Genomic DNA, 24,266 nt, shown 5'->3' with positions numbered 1-24,266 from the left:
GCATGCGATTCAGGCGTCAGGTCGCCTTCCCGGTGTCCTCGGTGGCGGGCGTCGACGGGACCGGGACCGACTGCGCAGCTGCGCCGACACGCTGCCGGAAGTCGGGGATGAGCGTGATCACCCCGACGAACGCCATGACCGCGCCGATCCACAGCGGCGCGGACAGGCCCATCCCGGCGCTGATCCCGAGGCCGCCGAGCCAGGGGCCGATGGTCACACCGACGTTGATGGCGGACCCGTTGAGGGCGTTCACCAGCGCGCCGTTGTTGGACACCGACATGACGCGGGTGGCCATCGCGGGGTTGAGCGGCAGCCCGATCAGGCCGAGCAGCACGGTGGCGACGACCGCCGGCACCTGGTGGGTGAGCGTCAGCGCGAACCCGACCAGTACCAGGGTCAGCGCCGTCAGTCCGCAGAGGAGGATCGGCCGCATATAGCGGTCCGCGTAGCGCCCGACAACGGTGTTGCCCACCACGGTCGCCACGCCGTACACGGCGAACAGCACGGGAACGGTCGACTCCGAGAAGCCGCCGGCATCGGTGAAGATCGGGGACAGATAGCTGAAGCCGGCCAGGATCGCCCCGATGACAAGGGCGTTGGTCGCGTACGCGCCCCACAGCCGCGCGTTACGGAGGACCTGGATCTCCGCCGACATGTCGAGCGTCTCGGTCTCCCTGCGGTCCGGGACCATCAGCGCGACCGCCACGATGCACACCAGGGCCAGGGCGCCGACGATCCAGAAGCTCGCCCGCCACCCGAGGTGCTGCCCGATGAACGTCGCGCCGGGCAGGCTGACGACCTGGGCGATCGTGATGCCGCCGTAGAGGACCGACATCGCCCGGCCGCGGCGCTCGGCACCGACGAGCCGCACACAGACCGCGGCGGCCAGCCCGAAGAACGCCGACGCGGCCAGCGCCGTCACCACCCGCGCCACCGCGAGCACCCAGTAGTCCTGGGCGAGCGCGCCGACCGACTGGCCGACGACGAACACCGCGAGCAGCCAGATCAGCGACCGCTTCGACGGAAGATTCCGCATCGCGACGGTCAGGAACGGGCCGCCGACGACCATCCCCAGGGCGAAGATCGAAATCAGATAGCCGACCGCGGAGATGGAGACCCCGAGCCCGCTCGAGATCCCCGGGATCAGTCCGGCCACCATGATCTCGGTGGTGTTGATGGCGAAGATCGCGACGCCCAGCACATACACCGCAACAGGCATGACTCTCCTCCTCCGCGACCGGCTTCAGTCGGACGACGGCAGGGTGAACGCGCTCCACCGGTTGCCGACAGGGTCGAGGAACTGGCCGACCACGATCCCGTTCGCATCCGAGACCGGGCCCATCACCCGGCGTCCCCCGGCCGCCGCCGAGCGCTCCAGCAGCTCCTCGATGTCGGAGACGTACAGCCCGGGTATCGCGTAGTCGCTCCTGCCGTCCATCTCCGACAGGTCGAGAACGCCGCCGATCTCAGCTGAAGCGTCGGGCAGCAGGACGCTGTAGTAGGCCACGCCTTCGGCCGCCGCGTCGCGTTCGGTGGTCCAGCCGAACGCCGCCTTGTAGAACTCCTGCGTCGCGGCGAGATCGTTGGTCCCGATCTCGAAGAACGCCGTCGAGTTCAGCACGGGCGCCGCATCACCGGCGGCCGCTCCCCCCTGCCCCGCGGGCTCGAACAGCCCGAGCCGGTTCCCCCGCACATCGGTGACCACCGCGTGGATGTCGCCCGCCGGCGTGCGCTCGGGGGGCTCGGAGAGCACGGCACCGAGCGATTCCAGCCGGCGGACCGTCGCCGCCGCGTCGGAGCACACGACGCCGATGCACAGCGCGTCCCGATCGCCGCGGCGCAGCGCCCCCATGCTCGTCCCGGCGCCCGGCGCGGTGATCGTGCGGTACGAGTCCTCGCCACCGAACGAGTCGAAACTCCAGCCGAAGAGCCCCTCGTAGAAACTCTGGCTGAGCGACGGATCGGTGGCAGTGATCTCGAACCAGCCCACCGTTGCCGAGCAGGCGTGCGACGTGCTCATCAACGCCCCTTCCCTTTCCCATACTTTGTCGAGCGCCGGTCGAAGTACGTGTGCCGAACGGGCTGTCTCAGCCCGTCAGGTCGAGGCTCACGTCGGAGGACTCCAGCCAGAAGTTGAGCCGCACGGGGGTCTCGTCCTGGAGAGCTCGCTTCGCCATCGACGACGCCGCGTGGGACGGAGCGGTGAGCTGCTCGTGCACCGCGTCCAGGTCGAACAACGGCAGCGCGGGGGAGTTCGGCTCCGCGACGATTTTCTTCAGTTCCTGCCGCATCGCGAGGTCGTAGCCGGCGTCCTGAGTGGACGGGTAGGGGGCCTTGCGGCGTTCCACGATCGACCGGGGGAGTAGATCCTTGGTCGCGGCGCGCAGCAGGCTCTTCTCGCGGCCGTCGAAGGTCTTCATCGACCAGGGCACGTTGAAGACGTACTCGACCAGCCGGTGGTCGCAGAACGGAAGGCGCTCCTCCACGCCGTTGGCCATGCTGAGCCGGTCCTTGCGGTCCAGGCAGATCGGCATGAACCTGGTCAGGTTCAGATAGGTCGCGGTCCTCATCCGCCGGTCCAGGCCGGTCTCGCCCTCCAGCTCCGGAACCTCGGCGAGGGCCGTTCGGTACTGATCGGCGATGTACTCCGACAGCCTCAGCTCCCGGACCAGTTCGCGGTTCAGGAACGTGGTTGCCTGCTCCTCGACCGTCTTCTCGCCGAGCGCGTGCCACGGGAACGTGTCCGCGTGCACGGCGCGCGGGTCGTGGAACCAGAGCAGCCCGCCGAAGGTCTCGTCCGCGGCCTCGCCGGACAGCACGACGTCGCACTCCTCGCGGATCGCCCGGAACAGCAGGTAGATCGAGGGGCCGTGGTCCCCGATGCCGTAGGGCAGTTCCAGGGCCTTCCACACCGCGTTCCACACCTGAGGCGAGGCGAGATCCGGGGTGTCCAGGACGATGTCCCGGTGGTTGGTCCCGACGTGGCCCGCCAGTTCCGCCACGAACGGGGCGTCCGGGTCCGCGCGTTGCGGCTCCGGCGCGAAGTTCTCGACGTGGCCGACGAAGTCCACCGAGAAGCTGCGCAGCCGCCGGTTCCGGGTGGGGTCGAGGGAGTTCTGCACGAGGGCGGTCAGCGCGCTGGAGTCCAGCCCCCCGGACAGCAGACTGCACAGCGGGACGTCGGCGCGCATCTGCCGGGTGACGATGTCCTCCAGCAGGTCACGCACCGTCCGGACGGTCGTCGGCAGGTCGTCGGTGTGCTCCCAGGACCGCAACTCCCAGTACTTCTCCTCGAAGCGGCGACCGTTGCGGACCCGCAGGACGTGACCGGGCCGAACCTCGTACATGCCCTTCAGCGGTGTCTGGCCCGGAACGCGGAGGAACGAGAGCAGCTCCCGCAGCCCGTCAAGCGACAGCACGGCCTTGCTCTCCGGGTGGGCGAGGATCGCCTTGGGCTCCGACCCGAAGAGCAGGCCGTTGCCGGTCGGGTAGTAGAAGAGCGGCTTCATGCCCAGGCGGTCGCGGTACAGCAGCGCCTCCTCGGTGCGACCGTCCCAGATCGCGAAGGCGAACATGCCGTTCAGCCGCTCCACGAAATCCGGTCCCCACTCGATATACGCGCGGAGCACCACCTCGGTGTCGCACCGGGTCCGGAACTCATGGCCCTTCGCCTTGAGTTCCTCGCGGAGGTCGAGGAAGTTGAACACCTCGCCCGTGTAGCTGATCGCGGCCAGCGGCGTCCCGTCGGGCATCTTCTCCGGCGTGGTCATCGGCTGAGCGCCATTGAGGGGGTCCATGATCCCCTTACGGCGGTGCCCCAGGGCCGCGTGGCGGCTCAGCCATATTCCCCCGTCGTCCGGGCCGCGCGGGACGAGGGTGTCCACCATCTTCTGGACCACCCGGCCCTCGGTGGTCAGGTCGCGGTCGAAGTTGATCCAGCCAGTGGTCCCGCACATCGCATTCTCCTCTGACGTACTCGAACTGAACTCGGACGCATTCCGTCGCCGACAAAGGCCGATCCGGCACCGCCGGCGTCAGGTGACGCGAATCGGCAGGCTTTCGAGGCCCCGGGTGATGTTGTTGGGGACGCGGGTGGGCTCACCGGCGAGCTCGATCGTCTCCACCCGTTCGGCGAGCGCGGTGAAGAGGGCGTGCGCTTCCATGGAGGCGAGCACCCGCCCGGGGCAGGTGTGGACGCCGAAGCCGAAGGCGACGGAGTCCGAGGGATGCCGGCGCACGCGGAAACGGTCGGGGTCGGGGTAGTGGCGTTCGTCTCGGTTGGCCGAGCCGTAGGAGAGCACCACCCGGGCCCCCGCGGGGATCGTCACCTGGTCGAGCTCCACATCGCATGTGGTCACGCGCGAGAAGAACTGGACGGGTGCTTCCACGCGCAGGCCTTCGAGGAAGGCGCCAGGAACGGTCGTCGGGTCCCGGCGGACCTCCGCCCACTCGTCCGGGTTCCGCGCCAGGAGCCACAGGGTGCTCGCGATACCCGCGATGGTCGTGTCCACCCCGGCGCACGCATAGGCGCTCATCGTCAGCAACGCCTCGTTCTCGGTGATCTCGCCGCGGTCGACCGCTTCCCAGACGATCTGGCCGAAGCTGTCGGGGAGCAGCTTTTCGGGTGTCGCCTTCGTGACGAGGTACTGCGCGAGCGCCTCGACTTCCGGCAGCGAGGCGTACTGGTGGTCGCTGGCGGGGCCCATGAAGTTGAACGCGCCGAGCGCCCAGTGGAGGATCTCCTCGCGCTGTTCGTCGCGGGGAAACCCGATGAGATCCAGCACGATGTCCACCGGCAGCTTGCGCGCGAAGTCCGCGACACCGTCGAACTCGCCCCGCCGTACGAGGGATTCGACGAGACGGCCGGCGAGTTGCTCCAGATCACCGGCGACCTTGCGCACAAACCTCGGGCGCAGGGCATCGTCGAAGACCTTACGGACCACTCGCTGCCGCGGCGGATCCATCCGGAGGACCGACCCCTCCATGCGCTCGTTCGTGGGAGCGTTCATCGCGATGCCCTCGGCCGAGCTGAACCGCTCCCAGTCGACGAGCGCTGGTCGGACGTGTTCGTACCGGAAGAGGCCGTACATGTCGTACTCGGTCAGATAGACGGCGGGACCGAGGCCGCGCAGCGTTGCGTAGTGGGGGTAGGGGTCCAGCAGCGATTCGGTGGAGAAGAGCGCCACATCGCTCTCGGGCACCGAGCTCGCCGTCGTTGCTGTGGTCACGTCCGGCTCCCTCCAGGGCGTGCGGGCTACTGCGCCGCGAGGTCGTAGAAGCAGATCCGGGGTCCGGCGCCCGGCCGGGTGTAGACCTGGCGGCACTCCAGCCGGGACCTTTCGAAGACGTCGAACCAGGCGGAGCGGTCGCGCGGGAGACCCTGTCCGCTCAGTACGTGGATCAGGAAGAAGTCGTCGTCGTTCTCCCGGCCGTCGAAACGCAGCTCCGGCTCGCCGACCAGCAGGATCTTCAGCTGCGGGAACCTCGTCGAGATGTCGTCCAGCAGGTCGACGACTGCCTGCTCGCCGTGCCGGAAGTGCTCGTGGAGCGTGCTCATCATGCACAGGCCGTCGGTCTCGGCGCAGACGTCCGGCCAGGTCTCGGGCGCGAAGGCGTCCCCGACGACGAACTCGACCCGGTCGGCCACGCCTTCCCGCCGGGCCAGGTCCCTCGCCCACTCGATGGCGTCCGGGGAGAGGTCGATGCCGATGCCGGTCAGTGAGGGGTCACGGAGGCAGGCGTCCACGATCAGTTGGCCGCCTCCGCAGCCGACATCGAGCATGCGTGTCACGTTCCGGCCCCGCATGGCCGTCAGTACGGCCGGGGTGTGGAAGAAGGAGAACAGCGTGGCGCAGTGTGCCCCGAGCGCCCCGCCGTCGCGTACGACGTCCTTGCCGTAGCTCGCCTCACCGGTGAGCAGCTCGCCGATCCGGCTGGTGACGCCGCCGTACGCCTCGACGTAGACCCCGAGCCGGGCCAGCGAGACATCGGCCGTGAGGCACTCCCCGAGCAGGGTGAGGGAGTACTCCTCACCGCGGGTCTCGACGATGCCCCGGTTGACCAGGTAGCGCAGGAAACCGGCTCCGATGTCCGGGTCGAGCCCGGCCAGCAGGCCGTCGCCGGGCTGCCGCGGTCCGTTGCGCAGCCGGTCCAGCAGTGGCGTGACGGACAGCGCGTGGACCGCTTGGCACACGTGCATGGCACTGATCATCTCGGGCAGGTCGGAGAGCGTGAACTTCTGCCATTCCCGCCGCTGTTCCGCGTCCTGCAGTTCGACGGTCGGTGGCGTGCTGTTGGCGGGGGTCACGAGCACTCGTCCTTTCACGGATCGGTCGGAGTGGGGGCTATGCGGACGCTGCGTACGCGTGCCTGCCGCGAGGGCTGGCGGCAGCGCGGGCGAACTCCCCGTCCGGGGTGAGTCCGGCCGTGCAGATCCGTCCGAGCGAGTAGGCCGGCACCAGCTCCACCTCGTGGCCACGCCGCCGGAGCTCCTCGACCGTTTCCGGCTCGCAGGTCTCCTCGGCCACCAGCACCCCGGGGCGGAACGCGTGGGGGGTGAACGACGCGGGGACCTGGTCGGTGTGGAAGGCCGTGGTCTCGGTCGAGTGCTGGAGGTCGAGCCCGAACTCGACGGCGTTGAGGAAGAACTGGAGCGTCCACTGGTCCTGCCGGTCGCCGCCCGGCGTCCCGAAGGCGAGGAACGGGCGCCCGTCCCGCAGCACGATCGTGGGGCTGAGGGTCGTCCGGGGCCGCTTGCCGGGCTCCAGCGAGTTCGGGTGCCCGTCCACCAGGTACATGGACTGACCGCGGGTGCCGAGCGGGAAGCCGAGGCTGCCGATGGCCGGCGAGCTCTTCATCCAGCCGCCGCTGGGTGTCGCCGCCACCATGTTGCCGTGCCGGTCGGCCACGGTGACCGTGCAGGTGTCGGCCTTCGCGGTGGTGGCCTTGAGAATCGTCGGAAGCCCGTTGCGCAGCTGGGACATCACCTCCGAGTCGGGCTCGGTCTCGTCCGGCGTGGGCACGGGCGGGATGAACGGGGTGCGGCCGTCGGGGGATCCCGGCCGCAGATCCGGCGCGGCGGAGTCGCCGACCAGGGCGCGCCGCTGCCGTGCGTAGTCCTCGCCGAGCAGCGCCTCCAGCGGCACATCGCCGAAGTCGGGGTCGCCGTACCACGCCTCGCGGTCGGACATGGCGAGCTTCGTGCACTCCACCACGGTGTGCATGTAGTCGGCGCTGCCCTGTCCCATCGCGGGCAGGTCGAATCCCTCCAGCAGCGCGAGCTGCTGCAGGAACACCGGCCCCTGCGACCAGGGCCCGGGCTTGAAGACCCGGTAGGGGCCGTACGCACGGCTCGGCGCGGTCGCAACGGTCGGCTCCCAGCGGGCGAGGTCCTCCCCGGTCAGCATCCCCGCGTTGCGCCGGCCGGTCGCATCGAGCATGGGCCCGGAGGCGAGGAAGTCGGAGATCTCCTGCGCCACGAAGCCCCGGTAGTAGGCGTGCCGGGCGGCCTCGATCTGGGCCTCGCGGTCCGACGACGCGGACTCGGCGGTCTTGAGCAGGCGCTGGTAGGTCTGGGCGAGCGTGGGATTGCGGAAGCGGCTGCCGGCGGCTGGGGCGGGGCCGCAGGTCAGATAGGTCTGGCCGGATCCGGGCCACTCGTCGCGGAACAGCGGAGCGAGTGTGGAGATGGCCAACGCGGTCTCGGGAAGCAGTGGAAACCCCTTCTCCGCGTAGCCGATCGCCGATTCGAGGACGTCGGCGAGCCGCATGGTTCCGAACTCGCTGAGCAGCCGCATCCATCCGCCGAACGCGCCCGGCACGCAGGCGGGCAGCAGCCCGGAGCCGGGGATGCTGTTCAGGCCGAGCCGGCTGAACGCCTCGATACTGGCGGCCCGGGGCATCGGGCCCTGGCCGCAGATCTCCTGGACGTCGTCGTGCCCGGCCCGGTTGACCACGATGGACACATCGCCGCCGGGGCCGTTGAAGTGCGGCTCCACCACCTGGAGGACGAATCCAGCGGCGACAGCGGCGTCGAACGCGTTGCCGCCGTTGGTGAGGATGCGCATGGCCGCGGACGACGCGAGCCAATGGGTGCTGGCGACGGCACCGACGGAACCGTGGAGTTCCGGCTTGGACGGCAGCATGCAGCTACTCCCAACTGCTCGGATGACGGAGAGGCCGCGGAGCGCGGCCTAGGCGGTGTCAGCTCTTCGCGAGCGGACTCTGGCGGATGCCCGGTCCCGGTGTGAGGAGGGCGTCGGGGTCGTAGCGGTCCTTCGCCGCGCTGAAGGCGGGCCACAGGTCACCGAAGTGCGTGCGCCAGTCCTGCGCCGTGAACCGCAGCGAGCCGATCGGATAGAGCACCGCGCCGTAGTGGTCGCGTGCCCGGGCGAACCAACGGTCGTTGCGGTCGAGCATCTCCTTGACGAAGTCCGGATCGGGTTCGGGGGAATCGGCCGTGGTGTTGATGTCGAGGACGTAGACCCAGGGCGAGCCGTCCGGCTCGGGGCGTGGCGGGTGCGGTCTCGCGAAGTGCGAGCGCCGCTGAGGGTAGATGAGGCTGATGCCGTACGGACCGAGGTCGCGCTCGGTGAGCGTCGGATGGATCTCGGCGACGTAGTCCTCCATGGCGTCACCGGGCAGCCACACGTCGTACCAGGGCTTGGCGAGCCGGTCCCAGTCCGCGGTCTCCCGCATCCCGTCGACGAAGCGGTCGATGGTGAAGACGTAGTCGAGATAGGAGCTGTCGTGGATCACCGGCTTGGCGGTCACGCCTTTGAGGGCCACCTCGTCGCTGGGCGGGTCGGCCGGGTCGTGGACGACCGTCGCGTACAGCCGGTGGGTCGGCTCGGCTCCCGGCGGCTGCAGCGTCGCGTAGACGTGGTCGATGCACGGCCGTTCCATGAGTGAGCGCATGTCGCTGAAGAACGCGGCGTTGTCGGTGTAGCCCAACTGGTAGGTGCGGGCGCGTTCCTTGGCCGGCACGAGCTCCACGACGGCCTTGGTGATCACGGCGCACTGGCCGAGGCCACCGAGGACCGCGTCGAACAGGTCGGCACGGTGGGTCGCGGAGCAGCGCTCGATGTCACCGGCCCCGGTCACGACCTCCAGCTCGCGCACATGGTCGCCCTGAAGCCCGGTGCGCAGCGCGCCGACGAGCCCACCGAGACCGCCGACCGAGAGGGTGCCGCCCACGCTCAGCGAGGTGTATGCGGTGATCACCGGCGGCGTCAGCCGCGGGGAGCTCTCGAACGCGGCGTTGACCAGGTCCTTCCAGGAGACGCCCGCGTCGACCTCGGCGACGTCGGGACCGATCGAGTGGATACGGTCCAGGGACCGGGTGTCGATGACCAGGCCGCCGGAGAGGGTCTGGCCGAGGGTCGTGCTCGCCCGCCCCCGGACCGATACCGCGATGCCGTGGGACCGGCAGAAGCGGATCATCGCGGCGATGTCCTGCGCCGAGCCGGGCCGGAGCACGGCACAGGGCTCGTTGGTGGTGATGTTGCCCAGGTCGGTTGCGTACGCCTGCCGGGAAACCCCGTCGACCAGGAGTTCGCCGTCCAGCGCCGGCGCGTGTCCCATGACTGCGGCGTTCCCGGGGGAATCCGAGCGGGTCATTGCCTCGTCTCCTGACCTGCGATGTCGGTTCGGTTGCCGCGCACTTCGTGCCGCCTTAGACGGCTGTGCTGCCGATACGGCGTGTGCCGCCGATACGGCATGCGCCGCCGATACGGCAGGTGCGCCTCGGAACTCTCGTCGGGAACGGCACCTTGTTCCGGAGGAATTGCTCCTCGATTCGTCATCGTAGCCCGGCGCGGCGCCCGGGGAGCCGAAGAAGATCCTGAAGTTACTGTCAAAGCTTCTTTAAATTGGGCCGGCGCCTCTGTACGGAGGCTCATTTCAGGTGGTCGACATGATGGGGCCCCGGTTCGGCCTCCTCGGCGACGGCCGCCCGATGCGTTCCGTACCGCCGATGTTTCCGCGCGGGACCAGGCAGGACATCCGCTCGCAGCGCGGCAAGGGCCGCTCGGCGAGAGCGAGTTGAGACTGTTTTGAGGAACCTCTGATTGTCCTGGGCACTGCCGGTCAGGGAGCCTTCTATTGCTGGCCCGTCGCCCAATTCTTTTAAGGGCTCGACCCATTGACCGGCTTTGTGGTGGCAGTGCTACGTCAGCCGCATCTTCGCGACGAAAGGGTCTCGATGAACGCATTTGCGATCACGCCGAGAATTCACCATGTCGCTATCCAGACCGATGATGTGGAGTCCACGACCAGGTGGTACGAGGAATTCCTCGGGGCCACGGTGGAGTGGACGCTCAGCACATTTTCGCCGCTCACCCACTCGCGCCTCCCCGGGATCGAGAAGCTGGTCGAACTGAAGGTGGGGACCGTGCGGTTCCACGTCTTCGACCGGGCCGGGCACAGCCGGCGCGAACCCGACCCGCGCGGCTACCAGTTCCAGCACCTCGGGATCACCGTGGACAGCCACGACGACCTCGTCGAGCTCCGGAAGCGCTGGTGGCAGGTCCGGGAGCGGCAGGACATCAGGTGGACGCGCGACGAGCCGCCGTCGGACATCGTGACCGACGACGACGGGATGCAGAGCCTCTACGTCCTGGATCCCAACGGCCTCGAGATGGAGTTCATCTACTTTTCGGGCCAGGCGTCATGAACGCCGGCCGAGAACTGAGGACAGGACCGAGCCAGGCCCACATTCCCGAGTTGCAGCTGCGGCCGCTGTTCCTGCCGCCGCCCGGCCAGGAGTTCGCCCCCGCGGCGGACCTTGGCGACGACACCATGGAAGACGACGCCACCACGGAACCGGGCGTTCCGGAGTACAACGTCTTCGGTGTGCACCCGGTCGAAGCCGAGCGGGTCTTCTGGTACCGCTGGATTCTGGGGCACCAGATCTCGTTCGCGCTCTGGCGCGCCATGTACGACATCATCGGGGACCGTCGCGACCAGATGCCGAGCCCTCCGGAGCTCGAATCGCTGGCCGCCTGCATCGACGCGTACAGCGCGATGCTGCTCTATTCGTCGACGGTGCCGCGAGCCCACTACCACAGTCATATCCGGCACCGCATGATGCTGCAGCACCCGGCCTTCAGCGGAACCTGGGCGCCGGACTACCGGCCCGTCCGCCGGCTCTTCCGGGGCAGGTTGCCCTGGCAGGGCGATCCCTCCTGCGAGGCCCTCGGCGCAGCCGTGACGCGGAACGCCGAGGCGCATGAGTACATTGCCGGCCATCTCGTGTTGAACGGGCGTTCACTGCTGCAGCAATCCGGGCAGGCGGCGAATCTGACCGTGCTGCGGGACAAAGAAGAGCTGTACGACAATTTCTTTCTGACGGTGCGTCGTCCGGTCAGCCGCATCGAATTCGTCCGCCACCTCCGCGAGCGCGCCGCCGAGGTGAGCGCGGAACTGGCGCACAACGGCCTGTACCCGAACGTCGACGGGCACCACCACCCGGTCGTCACCGGCCCTTCCGGTGCCGTCCTGATCACGTTCGTCCCCAGCGTGCTCCGCATCCTCGACAGGGCTACCCGGCTGGTCGCGGGACAGCAGCTCCAGGGCGTGGGCGTATGAAGCACGGCATCGTGCTGCTCCCCGAGCACAAGTGGAAGGCGGCGGCCGAGCGCTGGCGGGCCGTGGAGCAGCTGGGGTACGACCACGCCTGGACCTATGACCACCTGATGTGGCGCCGGCTGGCCGACCGCCGCTGGTACGGCTCGATCCCGACGCTCACCGGCGCGGCCACGGTGACCCGCACCATCGGACTCGGCGTCTTGGTCGCCACCCCCAACTTCCGCCACCCGGTGGTGCTCGCGAAGGACCTCGTGAGCGTCGACGACGTTGCCGAGGGGCGGCTGATCTGCGGGCTGGGCGCCGGCGCTCCCGGGTACGACGTGAGCATCCTCGGCGGCGCGACGCTCCGCCCCCGCGAGCGCGCCGACCGGTTCGACGCGTTCGTCGAGCTGCTCGACGCCGTGCTCGCCCAGGGCGACGTGGACGAGACGTCGGACTGGTACACGGCGTCCGGGGTGACCTTCCACCCCCGGGCCGAGGACGGGCGGCGGCTGCCGTTCGCGGTGGCGGCGACCGGGCCGAGGGGCATGGCGCTCGCCGCGCGCTTCGGGCAGTTCTGGATCACCTCAGGACCGCCCGCCGACTTCCGTATGAGGCCGCTGCGCGAGGTCATGCCGGTGCTGCGGGAGCAGCTGCGCGGCGTCGACGCGGCGTGTGAGCGCGAGGGACGGGACCCGGCCACGATGCGCCGGCTGTTCGTGGCCGACGCCTCCGTGGGCGGGATCACCGGGTCCGTGGGCGCCTACGAGGACGCCGCGGGCGAGCTGGAGGAGGCCGGCTTCACCGATCTCGTCGTGCACTGGCCCCGCCCCGAACCGCCGTACCAGGGCGACGAGCAGGTCGTCGTCGACTTCGCCGAGAAGCAGCTGGTGGGGGAACGATGCATATGACGAGGGTGGACATGTTCGGCACGGCCCCCGGCCGCGGCGCCGCGCTCGACGTACTCGTCCCCGAAGGCCCGTGCGCCGACGACGCGGTCGCGCAGGCCGCGGCCCATGCGCGCACGACCGATGACACGGTCGAGAGCGCGCTGGTCAGCGAGTGCTCCCGGCAGCAGCGGACCTTCGCATCGCGGATTTTCAACACCGGTGGGGAGACGCCGTTCGGCACGCACTCGCTGGCCGGCGTGGCCGCCCTCCTGGTCAGCAGGGGCCACCTCGACCCGGGCGAGGTCGGCAGGAAGACCGACGCCGGATGCCAGTGGCTGCGCACCGACGGGCATGAGGTGGAGGTGCCGTTCAGCGGGCCGGTCGTGGACCACGAGATCCCCGCCGACCCCGCCCTGTTCGGCTCCTACGACGGCACGCCCCGAGCGAGCGGGGTCGGCAGGGCGTTCACCATCCTCCGCGTCTCCGAGGATCCGCGGGCGCTGCCGCCACCGGACGCCAAGCGCATGGCGGACCTGGGCCTCACCGACCTCACCCTCTTCCGCTGGGACCCGGACAGCAGGGAGGTCCTTGCCCGCGTGTTCGCCCCCGGCTTCGGCCTCCCCGAGGACCCGGGCTGCCTCCCGGCGGCCTCCGCGCTGGGCCTCACGGCGCTCGGCGACCGGGAGGCGGCGGTGACGGTGCGTCAAGTGACCCGGGATGGATCCGAGTCGGTGCTGCGCTGCACCGGCTCGGTGCGCGACGGCGCGGCTCAGGTGCGGGTCACGGCGCGGGTCTGGGCCGACGGAGACCAGGTTTGGGCCGACGGCGACCGGGTCTTGGCCGACGGCGACCGGAAGGCGAGGACGGGATGACGACACACTCCGAGTCCGAGACGACCACGGCGCCCCCGGACGGGGGTTTGCTGCTGGACGAGGCCCGGCACCGGGACGGCCTCGACCCGCTCTCCGCCCGCGCACGCGACTACGTCACCGACGGCACCGTGCACCTCAACGGGAATTCGCTGGGTCCGCCGCGCGCCGGTCTGCCGGGCGAGTTCGAGAACTTCGTACGCGGCCCGTGGGCACGCTCCCAGGTGCAGGGCTGGTTCCGCGAGGGCTGGCTCGACCTGCCGCGGACGATCGGGGACAAGCTCGCGACCCTGCTCGGTGCGGCGCCGGGGCAGGTCGTGGTTCCGGGGGAGACGACGTCGACGACCCTGTTCAACGCGCTGGTCGCCGCGTGCCGCCTGCGCGGCGACCGGCCCGTGCTGCTCGTCGAGGCCGCCTCCTTCCCCACCGACCTGTACATCGCGGGCTCGGTGGCCCGGCTCCTGGGGCGCGAACTCGTCGTCGAATCACGGGAGGGCTTCGACTCCTTCCTGAGCCGGAACGGCTCGCGGGTGGCGGCCGTGGTGGCCGCGCCCGTGGACTTCCGTACCGGGGAGCGGCGCGAGATCCGGTCGACCACCGCGCTGTGCCACGCCGTCGGGGCCGTCGTGGTGTGGGACCTCAGCCATGCGACGGGCGCGCTGCCGGTCGAACTCGATACCGAGGACGTCGACTTGGCCATCGGGTGCGGTTACAAGTACGTGGGCGGCGGCCCGGGGGCGCCCGCGTTCCTCTACGTCGCCTCCCGCCTCCAGCCGGCGGTGGACTTCCCGCTGTCGGGATGGCACGGGCACACCAGTCCCTTCGCCATGGGACCCACCTTCGAACCCGCCCCCGGCATCGACCGGGGCCGCACGGGCACACCCCCGGTGCTCAGCCTCGTCGCGCTGAACCACGCCCTCGACCCACTGATCGAGGTCGGCATCCATCCGCTGCGCCGCCGCAGCCGGGACCTCGGCGAGTTCTTCCTGGAGTGCCTCGAATCGAGCCGTCCCGATCTGCTGGGGCAGCTCGTCTCGCCGCGGGACCCGGACCGCCGTGGCGGGCACCTCGCGCTTCGGGTCCCGGACGCCGAGAAGGTCGAGGAGGCGCTCGCCGGCCGCGGCGTACTCGTCGATTCCCGGCCCCCCGATCTGATCCGCTTCGCCTTCGCCCCGCTGTACGTGACGCACGAGCAGGTGCTGCGCGCAGTCCGCGAGCTCGACCACGCCGTGAACGGAGCGCAATGACCCAGGCACCCGAGCATGTCTCCGGAAGATCGGCAAGCACCGCTTCTGTCCCGAGTTGTGGACCTTCCGCATCCGGCGCCAGGCGCGGAACGAGGCGGAGCGGCGGGCACGTGGTGAGAGCACGACAACCGGAGGAACGCGATGAAGGAATACGACACCAGCTTGTTGGGGGCTGTGTGATGACGAAGCCGGTTGACCTCAGTTCGCTCGTCCCGGTGCTCTTCGGGTTCGCTGCCTTCCAGCAGCTGCAAGCCGCTTCCGAGCTGCAGTTGTTCGAGCACCTGACGCTGAAAGGCCCCTCCAGCAGTGACGAGGTCGCCGCGGGGCTGGGCCTGCCCGCCAAGTCCGCGTGCACGCTGCTCCTGGGCACGACGGCCCTCGGCCTCACCGAGCGCACCGGCGACCGCTACACGACGAGCGAGACCATCCGTGCCGCGATCGACGACGGCACGTGGCCGCACCTGCGCAGCATCATCGACTTCCAGCAGCGGCTGACCTACCGTCCCGCGCAGGAGTACGCCACATCGCTGCGGACGGGCAAGAACCTGGGCCTCAAGCACCTGCCAGGCTCGGGGCACGATCTCCACACCCGGCTGGAGGAGCACCCGGAGTTGGAGAACCGGTTCTACCGGGGCATGTACTCGTGGTCGGAGCTGTCGCAACCGGTCCTGCTGCACCAGGTGGACTACAGCAAGGTGGCCACCGTCCTGGCCGTCGGCGTCGGCGACGCGGTCAGCGCCATCGCCCTGGCGCGAACCCACCCGCATCTGAAGATCACGGTGCTCGACCTGGAGGGCCCGCTAGAGCTGGCCCGCGACAACGTCGAGGCCGCCGGGCTCAGCGACCAGATCGACGTCATGGCCGGCGACATGTTCGCCGAGCCGATGCCCCAGGGGTACGACCTCGTGCTGTTCGCCCACCAGTTGGTGATCCGGTCGCCGGAGCAGAACCTGACCCTGCTGCGGCGGGCCTTCGAGGCGCTGTGCCCCGGTGGCCGGGTGGTCGTGTTCAACGCGTTCGCCGACGACGACGGCACAGGGCCGCTGTACGCTGCGCTGGACAACGTGTACTTCACCGTGCTGCCGTTCGAGGAGTCGCGGATCTACCCGTGGCGTGATCACGAGGAGTGGCTCGCCGCCAGCGGATTCGTGGACATCACCCGCATCCACAGCGAGGGCTGGACACCGCACGGCGTCATCGAGGGGCGCAAGCCCGATGGATGAGCCGAGCCTGCTCGACCGCGAGTACGCGCCGAGCTCCGTCGCCCGCGGCCCGGCCGGATCGCTGCGGCGGTACCGGACGCGGAGCGACGCCGCCCGGGCGCGCCTGCACGTGCGGGAAGCCGTGCGGTACGGCACGGCTGCCGCCGAGCGCTGTCATGTGTTCCCCGCCGCCCCGTCCCCGGGAGCGGAGGCCGGGGCGCCGGCGCTGGTCTTCGTGCACGGCGGGCACTGGCAGGAGCTCGGCATCGACGACTCCTGCTTCCCGGCCGAGAACGCCGTGGCGCACGGGTACGCGTATGTGGCGGTGGGCTACGGCCTCGCGCCGGCCCGCACCCTGCCCGACATGATCGCTTCGGTGCGCGCCGCCCTGTCCTGGCTCGCCGGGACCGGCGGACCGAGCCACGGGATCGACCCGGACCGGATCCATGTGGCGGGCAGCAGCGCGGGTGCGCATCTGCTCGCGGCGGCGCTCGCGCACCCCGCGGCTCCGCGCGTCCGCAGCGCGTGCCTGCTCAGCGGCCTGTACGACCTCCGCGAGATCCCGCGGACCTACGTCAACGACGCCGTCGGTCTGACGCCCCGGCTCGCCCAGGAGTGCAGCCCACTGGGGATGCCCGCTCCGCGGTGCGCCGAGGTCCTGCTCGCGGTCGGCGAGCACGAGACGGCGACGTATCTGCGCCAGCAGGACGCGTACGCGGCCTACCTCGCGGCGCTCGGAGACCCGGTGACCACGCGGACGGTGCCCGACCGGGACCACTTCGACCTGCCGTTGGACCTGGCCGACCCGGCGACGCCGTTCGGCCGCCTCAGCCTGGAACAGCTGGGCGCGGCGGAATCCCACTTCGAGAAGGAACGGTGACACCGCGATGACCCATCCAGCGACCGCCACGTCGTTCCGGTCCCCGGGAACGGACGCCGCCGGCCCGGCCGAAAGCACCCCCACCGAGACCATCGTCGACGCCTTCGAGCGGACAGCGCGGGAGCACACCGCACGCGAGGCGCTCTCCGACGGCGAGACGACACTCACGTACGCCGAACTCGACGCCCGCAGCAACCGGATCGCGCGCGTGCTGCGCGACCGCGGACTCGCCCCGGGCGAGAACATCGGGGTGCACTTCGACCGCGGCCTCGCGACGTATCAGGTCTTCCTCGGTGTCCTCAAGGCCGACCTCGTGGTGCTCCCCTTCAACCCCCGCCACCCCGCCGACCACAAGTCACGAATGTGCCGGGTCGCCGAACCGTCCCTGACCGTGACGGGGTCAGCGGCAGCCGACGGCATCCCGGCGGGGACGCACCTCCCGCTCGGCGACCTGCTCTCCGCTGCCGCCGCGGCGTCCAGCGAGCCCGTACGGTGCCAGCTGACCGCGGAAGCGCCCGCGTTCGTGCTGTTCTCATCGGGCTCGACCGGCGAGCCCAAGGGCGTTCTCATCGCCCATCGGGGCATCGCACAGCTCTCCCGGCAGCTCGCCGGCTTCACGCCCGGACCCGAGGACCGGTTCCTGCAGCTCGCACAGCCGACCTTCGCCGCGTCGACCACCGACACCTGGAGCTGCCTGCTGCGCGGCGGCCGGCTCACCGTCGCCCCGCAGGATCTGCCCCCGCTCGGCGATCTCGCGCGGCTCGTGGCACGCGAACGGATCTCGGTGCTCCACCTCTCCGTCGACCTGTTCAACCTGCTCGTCGAGCACCACCCCGAGGCCGTCGCCCAGGCCCGTTCGGTGCTCGTCAGCGGTGACTTCCCCTCCGCCCGGCACATCGAGCGCGCGCTCGACGCCATGGACGGCGGCGACCTGTTCAACGCCTTCGGGTGTACGGAGAACTCCACGCTGACCGCCGTGCACAAGGTCACCCCGGAGGACCTCTCCACCGCCGAGATCCCGATCGGCCGCCCCCTGCAGGGCGTCGAGATGACGGTGCGGACGGAGACGTTGGAAGAGTGCCCGCCCGGGGAGATCGGCGAACTGTGCATTGCGGGCGACGGCCTCGCGCTGGGGTATCGCGGTGACCCCGAGCTCACGGAGCGGAAGTTCGTCCGGCACGAGGGCCGGCGCCTGCTGCGCACCGGCGACCTGGCCAAGCTGACCGGCGACGGCGAGATCGTGCTGGCCGGCCGCACGGACCAGATGGTGAAGGTCCGCGGCTTCCGCGTCGAGCCGCGGCACGTCGAGATGGCCGCCGAGACGGTCCCCGGCGTCGAACGCGCCGTGGTGCTGGCCGTGCCCAGCGACGGGGCCGCGGACCGGCTCGCGCTGTGGTGCGTGCCCGCGCCCGGCCACGAACTCGTGGAGCGGGAGCTGCTGAAGGGCCTGCAGGAGCGCCTGCCCGACTACATGGTCCCGTCCGCCGTGCTCGTCCTCGACGCCTTCCCGCTCAACGCCAACGGCAAGATCGACCGCAAGCAACTCTCGTCGCGGCTCGCGGCCCGCAGCACCGGCCGGTCCCCGGGCGATACGACGCGGGACCGGCTCGCCGACGTCGTGGCCTCCACGCTGGCCGATGTGCGCGACGGCGAGCAGATCGGCCCGGACGACGGCCTGCTGGAGAGCGGGGTCACCTCGCTGCACCTTGTCGACCTCGGCGCCCGCCTGGAGGACGTGGTGGGAGTCGCCCTGGCGCCCGACGAGATAGCCAAGGCCGGCACCGTGCGCGGTGTCGCCGACCTGATCCGCAGCAAGCGAGGCCGGGACTGAGATGACCGCTCCGAGCAACCGACCGACCATCGATGCGGGGCGCTTCCCCGCCTCGCCGGCGCAGCCCGGCCTATGGTTCGCGAGCGTCCACGGCGCGGATCCCACGGCGTACAACCAGCCCCTGCTGCTTCCCCTGCGGGTGCCGCTGGACCACAGCGTGCTCGTCGAGGCACTGCGAGCCGTGCACCGGGCCCACTCCGCGCTGCGCACCACGTTCGAGATGAACGCCGACGGTGACCTGAGCCAGCTCGTGCACAGTTGGCTGGAGCCGATCGTCGACGAGCGCGACCACGCGGGACCCGACCCCGACGGCTGGGTGGCCGAACAGGTGGCGGAGGTCGCCGGGACCAAGTTCGACCTGCTCGCCGGGCCCCTCGTACACGTACGGCACCTCCGCCTCACAGCGCAGGGCCGCAGTGTGCTGGTGTTCAACATCCACCACACCGTCTTCGACGGCATGTCCTTCAAGCCCTACCTCAGCCAGCTGGAGGCGGCCTACACCGAGCTGGCGGCAGGCCGGGAACCGGACATGCGGGCGCGGCGCCAGGCCATCGACTCCTACGCGCGCTGGTCCGAGCGGTGCACGAACGCCGAGGCGCCGGATCACTGGCGGGGCAGGCTGACGGACGCCCCGGCCCCGCCGCCGATCGGCCTGCCGGGGGAGGGCCCCGCCAGGCATCTCACCCGGCAACTCGCCCTCGATGAGGGGCTGTCGGCGCGTGTGGCGGAGTTCTGCCGCACCGAGGCCATCACCACCAGCATGTTCTTCGTCGCCCTCGGCTTCGTGCTGCTGCACCGGCAGACCCGCCAGGACGACATCCTCCTCGGCATCCCGGTCACCGTGCGGGACACCGGGGACGCCGAGGTCATCGGGCACCTCACCAACACCGTCGTGCTCCGCCACCGGCTGACGGCCGACGCGAGCGCGCGGGATGTGCTCCGCGCGGTGAAGCGCGAGATCCTCGAAGCGCTCCGGCACCGGCACACCCCGCTGGAGGCGGTGGTGGCCGAACTCCGGGCGTCCGGCGCCGATCTCGGCGGCGCCGGTGACCTCTTCAACGCCATGATCACCGTGATGCCGTCCGGCTCCCGCCGGCTGGACCTGCGCGAGTGGGGAGCGGACACCTGGGAGCACGTGCCGGGAGGAGCCAAGTACGACCTGGCGATCCTGGTGGACGAGACGCCGGACCACTACACGCTGGTCGTCGAGCACACCACCGCGGCGGACGACGGAGAGAGCTTCACCGGCTATCTGGCCCAGCGCCTGAGGACGCTGGTCGAGAGCGTGCTGGACGACCCGGACACGCGGGTCCACGACCTGCGCTGGACCAGTGACGAGGAAGAGCGGGCAATCGCCGGGTTCTGCGCCCGCCGGGCCGATGCGCCGGAGCTGGGCACCGAGCTGACGGCGGACCGGTTCACCGCGAGCGCCCAGGCGACACCCGCCGACCCGGCGATCGTGGCAGACGGCGTGACGACGGACTACGCCGAACTGGCACGCCGGGCCGAAGCGGTGGCCGCGGATCTCGCGGACCGGGGAGTCCGCGACGGCGCGCCCGTCGCCGTGCTGATGCGCCCCAGTGCCGAACTCGTGGTGACGATCCTGGGAATCCTCCGGGCCGGCGGCAGCTACGTCGTGCTCGACGCCGACCATCCGGCGGAGCGGCTGAGGTTCGTGCTGCACGACTGCGGCGCACGGATCCTGGTGCGCACGGCCGGGACCGCCATGGCGGGCGTGGAGCCGCCCGAGGGCCTCGAGGTCGTCGACCTGTCCCGGATCGGCCGCGCGGGGACGCCGCCCGAGCGGGACCGGAAGACGCCGCTCGATACGGCGTACATCGTCTACACCTCCGGCTCGACGGGCCGCCCCAAGGGCGTCGAGCTGCCGGAGGCCACGCTGGCCAACCTGGTCCGCAACCAGCACATCCTCTCGTCCGGGCGCCGGATGAACACCCTGCAGTACATGCCGCCGGCGTTCGACGTGTTCACCCTGGAGGTCTTCGGGACCCTGTGCAGCTCAGGCACCCTCGTCATCCCACCGGCCTGCGCCCGCACCGACTTCGAGCAACTGGCCGCGCTCATGGCCGAGCAGCGGATCGAGCGCGCGTACTTCCCCTACGTCGCGCTCCGCGAACTCGCCGCCGTACTGCGGTCGTCCGGGGCGTGCCTCCCGGATCTGCGCGAGGTGTACGTCACGGGCGAGCGGCTGGTGGTGACCGACGACCTGCGCGAGATGTTCCGGCGCAACCCGAAAGCCCGGCTGATCAACGCCTACGGCCCGTCCGAGGCGCACCTGTGCAGCGAGGACCGACTCCCCGCTGACCCCGACACCTGGCCGGCGCTCCCGTCGATCGGCCGCGTGGTCGCCGGTGTCGACGCGTACGTGCTGAGCGACGCCGAATCGGCGCAGCGTGCGCCGTTCGGGGTCGACGGGGAGCTGTGCGTCGCGGGACCGGTCGTCTCGCCCGGGTACATCGGCCTGCCGGAGAAGACGAGCCGGGCCATGGTCCCCGATCCGTTCGTCCCGGGGCAGCTGATGTACCGCACCGGGGACATCGTCGCGCTGGCGGCGGACGGGCGGCTGCACTACCACGGCCGGGAGGACGATCAGGTCAAGATCCGCGGATACCGGGTCGAGCCCAGTGAGGTCGAGGCCGCGCTGGAGCGGGAGCTGGACGTGGACGCGGCGGCGGTGATCGTCGTACCCGCGGGAGGTGACCGTGTCCTGCACGCGTTCATGCAGAGTGGCGCACCGCTCCCGCCGGACTGGCGGGCCCGCCTCGGCGCCGTCCTGCCCGGCTACATGATTCCCCGGACGGTCACCCGCATCGACACCTTTCCACTGACACCGAACGGGAAGACCGACCGCCGGGCGCTGGAGGCGCTGCTGAACGCCGAAGCCCGGCCGGACTCCGCCGACGAAGGCGCGGACGGAACGAGCGCGGAATGGACCGACGCCGAGCGGGCGATGGCCGAGATGTGGGCGCAGGTGTTGGGGCACCGGCCCGCCACACCGGACGTCGACTTCTTCGAGCAGGGCGGACACTCCCTGCTCGCCGTCCGGCTGCACCGGCTGACCAAGGAGCGGCTGGGCAGCGACATCGCCCTGTCGGCGCTCCTGAGCACACCCACAGTGCGCGGCATGGCACGGAGCCTCGGCGGCGACCGGGACGACGGACTGCCGGACCTGCGCCAGGAGGCCCAGCTGCGGGACCTCTCGGTGGGGGAGCGCAGCGAACCGGCTGACGCCACCGTCCTGCTCACCGGCGCCACCGGATTCCTCGGCAGCCATCTCCTCGACGAACTGCAGCGCACCGGCCACCGCGTGGCCTGTCTGCTCCGCGCCGACAGCGTGGAGGAGGGGCGGGAGCGGCTGCGCGCGGCGTTCCGGAAGTTCGCGCTCGACGCCTCCAGGATCGACGAGGTCGAGATCTGCCCCGGCGATCTGTCCAGGCCCCGGCTCGGCCTGGGGGAGGAGTACGAGGCGTGGGCACGCGGGGTGAGCGAGGTCTACCACGCGGCCGCCCACATCAACTTCGTCGCCCCGTACCACACCGTGAAGCACACGAACGTCGACGGCATGCGGCGGCTCCTCGAATTCTGCGGGATCAACCGCACGCCGCTGCGCGTGATCTCCACCCTGGGCGTCTTTCCGCCGGACTCCACGGCCGGCCCGGTCGGGGAGCGCTCGGTACCGGGCGACCCCGCGTCGCTGGGGATCGGGTACTCGCAGAGCAAGTGGGTCGCCGAGCACCTGGCGCTGCGGGCACGGGAGTTCGGCCTGCCCGTCACGGTGCACCGTATCGGCCGCATCGGCGGACACAGCCGCACCGGAGCCTGCCGGCACGACGACTTCTTCTGGCTTCAGCTGAAGGGCTTCGCGGCGCTCGGCCGCTACCCGGAGGACATCGCCGAGACGCCGGCCGTCGACCTGCTCCCCGTGGACTACGTGGCGAGGGCGATCGTCCGGCTGTCCGAGGCCGAGGCGGACAACGAGAACTGGCATCTGTTCCACCCGCGCGGGCTCACCTGGCGCGAGATCATCCAGACGATCCGCGCGGAGGGATACCCGGTGCGCCCGACCTCGCACGCCGAGTGGATGGCCGCACTGGAACGGCAGGTCGAGTCCGGCGACCAGCAGCGAGGGCTCGGGCCCCTGGTGCCCCTCATGCGCGAGGGCATGATGCGCCTCGGAGACCTCTCGTTCGACAACGAGCGGTCCGTGCGCGCCCTCGCCGACCTGGGATGTCCGATCCCGGCGGCCGATACGCGATGGCTCCGGCGGATGTTCGCGTACTTCCGTGCGGTCGGTGCGGTCGGTGCGGACGGTGTGGACGGCGTGGACGGCGCGGTTCCGGAGGCGGGCCGGGTCCCTTTCAGGAGCACGGTGCCTGAGCCGGGCGAGCGCTCGGTGGTGATCGTCGGCGCAGGCCCGGTCGGCTGCGCGCTGGCCACGCTGCTGCGCCGGCAGGGCGTGCAGGTGGACGTCTTCGAGCGGGAGGAAGAGGACGAGGCGGTCGAGCCGGGATCCGGCAACTCCTTCAACCTCACCCTCACCTCGCGCGGCCTCGACTGCCTGCCCAGGTCGGCCAAGCGCCGCCTCTACCTGCAGGGCCTGGTGCTGGACAAGCGGATCATCCACCACCGCGACGGCGCGATCTCCACACAGCCCTACGGCACCGCCGACTCGCACCACCTGCTGTCCATCCCGCGCCGGATCCTCCAGGACATCCTGCGGGACCACGCGCTGCGGGCAGGCGTCCGCATCCACTACGGGCAGCTGTGCGTCGACGTGGACACCGCCCGCCCTGCCGCGCTGATGCAGGACCGCGTCGGCAGCACCGCGTGGGTGCCAACCGACCTGGTGGTCGGCTGCGACGGGGCCAACAGCGCGGTGCGGGAGGCGATCGCCCAGGCGCACCCCGACGACATGTGGGTGAGCCGCGACACCATCGACCACGGCTTTGCCGAGATCACGATGGAGTACCGGGACGCCGACCCGACGGGCATGCACCTGTGGCCGCGGGGCGATCACTTCCTGCAGGCCCAGCCGAACCGGGACCGTACGTTCACCACAAGCCTGTTCAAGCCGCTGGCACACGACGCTCCGCAGCGGCAGTTCTCCGGACTGTCGTCGCCCGGCGCGATCCGCGCCTACTGCGCCACCGAGTTTCCCGACGTGTTCGACCGGATGTCCGAGGTCGGTCAGGAGCTGATGACGCGCACGCCCGGCAGGCTCCGCATCATCAGCTGCGCCCCCTACCACCACGGGCGTGCGGTGCTGGTCGGGGACGCGGCGCACACCGTCGTCCCGTTCTTCGGACAGGGCATCAACTGCAGCTTCGAGGACGCGGCCACGCTGTCGGGGCTGCTGGAGCGGGCACGGTTCGCAGCCCGCGACGGGAGCGCAGCCGTGGTGGCGGAGGTCGCCGAGGAGTACAGCCGATCGCGGGTCTCAGCGGGCCATGCCCTGGCGGAACTGTCCTTGCGCAATCTCCAGGAGCTCTCGGCGCATGTGGCCGACTCGTCGTTCCTCCAGCACCGCGCGCTGGAGAGGCGACTGCACGAGCTGCACCCGGAGCTGTATACGCCCCTCTACCAGTTGGTGGCATTCACCAGCACGCCCTACGACGCGGCGCAGCGGACGTATCGCGAGCTGAGCTCGGCGCTCCACTCGCTGTGCGAAGGCCGGGACCCGCGCGGGGACCAGGACGCCATCATCACCGAATTCGTCGAGAAATACGGCGACGGACTGATGCCCGACAGGGAGCGCACGGGGTGA

Annotated in this window: 16 protein-coding genes; 9 read left to right on the top strand and 7 right to left on the bottom strand. The window is 70.6% G+C overall.

Going from position 1 to position 24,266, the window contains the following annotated elements; genetic code table 11:
• Window positions 1–16: 16 nt before the first annotated feature.
• The 7 genes from ACQEU8_RS19585 to ACQEU8_RS19555 form a co-directional block, all read right to left on the bottom strand.
• Window positions 17–1,219 (bottom strand): MFS transporter, encoded by a 1,203-nt coding sequence (locus ACQEU8_RS19585; protein WP_433102804.1) that lies wholly within the window; start codon window positions 1,217–1,219, stop codon window positions 17–19.
• A gap of 24 nt (window positions 1,220–1,243) precedes the next feature.
• Window positions 1,244–2,020 carry a VOC family protein gene (locus ACQEU8_RS19580; RefSeq protein ID WP_433102802.1) on the bottom strand — a complete coding sequence of 259 codons (777 nt, stop codon included), beginning with the start codon at window positions 2,018–2,020 and terminating at the stop codon, window positions 1,244–1,246.
• Between the two features lie 67 nt (window positions 2,021–2,087).
• Window positions 2,088–3,956 carry an asparagine synthase (glutamine-hydrolyzing) gene (gene asnB, locus ACQEU8_RS19575; RefSeq protein ID WP_433102800.1) on the bottom strand — a complete coding sequence of 623 codons (1,869 nt, stop codon included), beginning with the start codon at window positions 3,954–3,956 and terminating at the stop codon, window positions 2,088–2,090.
• A 78-nt stretch (window positions 3,957–4,034) separates the two neighbouring features.
• Window positions 4,035–5,228 (bottom strand): cytochrome P450, encoded by a 1,194-nt coding sequence (locus tag ACQEU8_RS19570; protein ID WP_433102798.1) that lies wholly within the window; start codon window positions 5,226–5,228, stop codon window positions 4,035–4,037.
• A 26-nt stretch (window positions 5,229–5,254) separates the two neighbouring features.
• Window positions 5,255–6,307, bottom strand: coding sequence for an SAM-dependent methyltransferase (locus ACQEU8_RS19565; RefSeq protein ID WP_433102796.1), 1,053 nt, complete (start codon window positions 6,305–6,307; stop codon window positions 5,255–5,257).
• Between the two features lie 37 nt (window positions 6,308–6,344).
• Window positions 6,345–8,144, bottom strand: a complete 1,800-nt coding sequence (locus tag ACQEU8_RS19560) for a gamma-glutamyltransferase family protein (protein ID WP_433102794.1) — start codon at window positions 8,142–8,144, stop codon at window positions 6,345–6,347.
• Between the two features lie 58 nt (window positions 8,145–8,202).
• Complete coding sequence (locus ACQEU8_RS19555) at window positions 8,203–9,618, bottom strand: FAD-binding protein (protein WP_433102792.1); 1,416 nt, start codon at window positions 9,616–9,618, stop codon at window positions 8,203–8,205.
• 583 nt (window positions 9,619–10,201) lie between these two features.
• Here ACQEU8_RS19555 and ACQEU8_RS19550 point away from each other — a divergent pair.
• The 9 genes from ACQEU8_RS19550 to ACQEU8_RS19510 all read left to right on the top strand — a co-directional run bounded on the left by ACQEU8_RS19550 (window position 10,202) and on the right by ACQEU8_RS19510 (window position 24,266).
• Window positions 10,202–10,672, top strand: coding sequence for a VOC family protein (locus ACQEU8_RS19550; RefSeq protein WP_433108574.1), 471 nt, complete (start codon window positions 10,202–10,204; stop codon window positions 10,670–10,672).
• Window positions 10,669–11,586, top strand: a complete 918-nt coding sequence (locus tag ACQEU8_RS19545; protein WP_433102790.1) for a hypothetical protein — start codon at window positions 10,669–10,671, stop codon at window positions 11,584–11,586. The genes ACQEU8_RS19550 and ACQEU8_RS19545 overlap by 4 nt, the downstream gene beginning before the upstream one ends.
• The gene (locus tag ACQEU8_RS19540; protein ID WP_433102788.1) at window positions 11,583–12,476 is read left to right on the top strand and encodes an LLM class flavin-dependent oxidoreductase; all 894 of its coding nucleotides are present in this window, start codon (window positions 11,583–11,585) and stop codon (window positions 12,474–12,476) included. Before ACQEU8_RS19545 ends, ACQEU8_RS19540 begins: the two co-directional genes overlap by 4 nt.
• Complete coding sequence (locus tag ACQEU8_RS19535; RefSeq protein WP_433102786.1) at window positions 12,473–13,327, top strand: hypothetical protein; 855 nt, start codon at window positions 12,473–12,475, stop codon at window positions 13,325–13,327. The genes ACQEU8_RS19540 and ACQEU8_RS19535 overlap by 4 nt, the downstream gene beginning before the upstream one ends.
• Window positions 13,324–14,571 carry an aminotransferase class V-fold PLP-dependent enzyme gene (locus ACQEU8_RS19530; RefSeq protein ID WP_433102784.1) on the top strand — a complete coding sequence of 416 codons (1,248 nt, stop codon included), beginning with the start codon at window positions 13,324–13,326 and terminating at the stop codon, window positions 14,569–14,571. The genes ACQEU8_RS19535 and ACQEU8_RS19530 overlap by 4 nt, the downstream gene beginning before the upstream one ends.
• Before the next feature lie 179 nt (window positions 14,572–14,750).
• Entirely contained in the window at window positions 14,751–15,794 is a 1,044-nt protein-coding gene (locus ACQEU8_RS19525; protein WP_433102782.1) for a methyltransferase, read from the top strand.
• Complete coding sequence (locus ACQEU8_RS19520; RefSeq protein WP_433102780.1) at window positions 15,787–16,653, top strand: alpha/beta hydrolase; 867 nt, start codon at window positions 15,787–15,789, stop codon at window positions 16,651–16,653. The genes ACQEU8_RS19525 and ACQEU8_RS19520 overlap by 8 nt, the downstream gene beginning before the upstream one ends.
• A 7-nt stretch (window positions 16,654–16,660) precedes the next feature.
• Window positions 16,661–18,484 (top strand): non-ribosomal peptide synthetase, encoded by a 1,824-nt coding sequence (locus ACQEU8_RS19515; protein ID WP_433102778.1) that lies wholly within the window; start codon window positions 16,661–16,663, stop codon window positions 18,482–18,484.
• A gap of 1 nt (window position 18,485) precedes the next feature.
• Window positions 18,486–24,266, top strand: a complete 5,781-nt coding sequence (locus tag ACQEU8_RS19510) for an amino acid adenylation domain-containing protein (protein WP_433102776.1) — start codon at window positions 18,486–18,488, stop codon at window positions 24,264–24,266.

The sequence above is a fragment of the Streptomyces sp. CA-250714 genome (assembly GCF_050936705.1).
GTDB lineage: Bacteria > Actinomycetota > Actinomycetes > Streptomycetales > Streptomycetaceae > Streptomyces.
The sequence above is the reverse complement of the archived record's forward strand: the minus strand, read 5'-3'. Positions and strand labels throughout refer to the sequence as shown.

Bases quoted from the DNA above. Each gene is read 5' to 3' on its own strand.
- ACQEU8_RS19580 (WP_433102802.1), bottom strand. From the start codon at position 2,020: ATGAGCACGTCGCACGCCTGCTCGGCAACGGTGGGCTGGTTCGAGATC.
- ACQEU8_RS19525 (WP_433102782.1), top strand. From the start codon at position 14,751: ATGACGAAGCCGGTTGACCTCAGTTCGCTCGTCCCGGTGCTCTTCGGG.
- asnB (WP_433102800.1), bottom strand. From the start codon at position 3,956: ATGTGCGGGACCACTGGCTGGATCAACTTCGACCGCGACCTGACCACC.
- ACQEU8_RS19550 (WP_433108574.1), top strand. From the start codon at position 10,202: ATGAACGCATTTGCGATCACGCCGAGAATTCACCATGTCGCTATCCAG.
- ACQEU8_RS19510 (WP_433102776.1), top strand. From the start codon at position 18,486: ATGACCGCTCCGAGCAACCGACCGACCATCGATGCGGGGCGCTTCCCC.
- ACQEU8_RS19555 (WP_433102792.1), bottom strand. From the start codon at position 9,618: ATGACCCGCTCGGATTCCCCCGGGAACGCCGCAGTCATGGGACACGCG.
- ACQEU8_RS19560 (WP_433102794.1), bottom strand. From the start codon at position 8,144: ATGCTGCCGTCCAAGCCGGAACTCCACGGTTCCGTCGGTGCCGTCGCC.
- ACQEU8_RS19535 (WP_433102786.1), top strand. From the start codon at position 12,473: ATGACGAGGGTGGACATGTTCGGCACGGCCCCCGGCCGCGGCGCCGCG.
- ACQEU8_RS19530 (WP_433102784.1), top strand. From the start codon at position 13,324: ATGACGACACACTCCGAGTCCGAGACGACCACGGCGCCCCCGGACGGG.
- ACQEU8_RS19540 (WP_433102788.1), top strand. From the start codon at position 11,583: ATGAAGCACGGCATCGTGCTGCTCCCCGAGCACAAGTGGAAGGCGGCG.
- ACQEU8_RS19545 (WP_433102790.1), top strand. From the start codon at position 10,669: ATGAACGCCGGCCGAGAACTGAGGACAGGACCGAGCCAGGCCCACATT.
- ACQEU8_RS19520 (WP_433102780.1), top strand. From the start codon at position 15,787: ATGGATGAGCCGAGCCTGCTCGACCGCGAGTACGCGCCGAGCTCCGTC.
- ACQEU8_RS19585 (WP_433102804.1), bottom strand. From the start codon at position 1,219: ATGCCTGTTGCGGTGTATGTGCTGGGCGTCGCGATCTTCGCCATCAAC.
- ACQEU8_RS19515 (WP_433102778.1), top strand. From the start codon at position 16,661: ATGACCCATCCAGCGACCGCCACGTCGTTCCGGTCCCCGGGAACGGAC.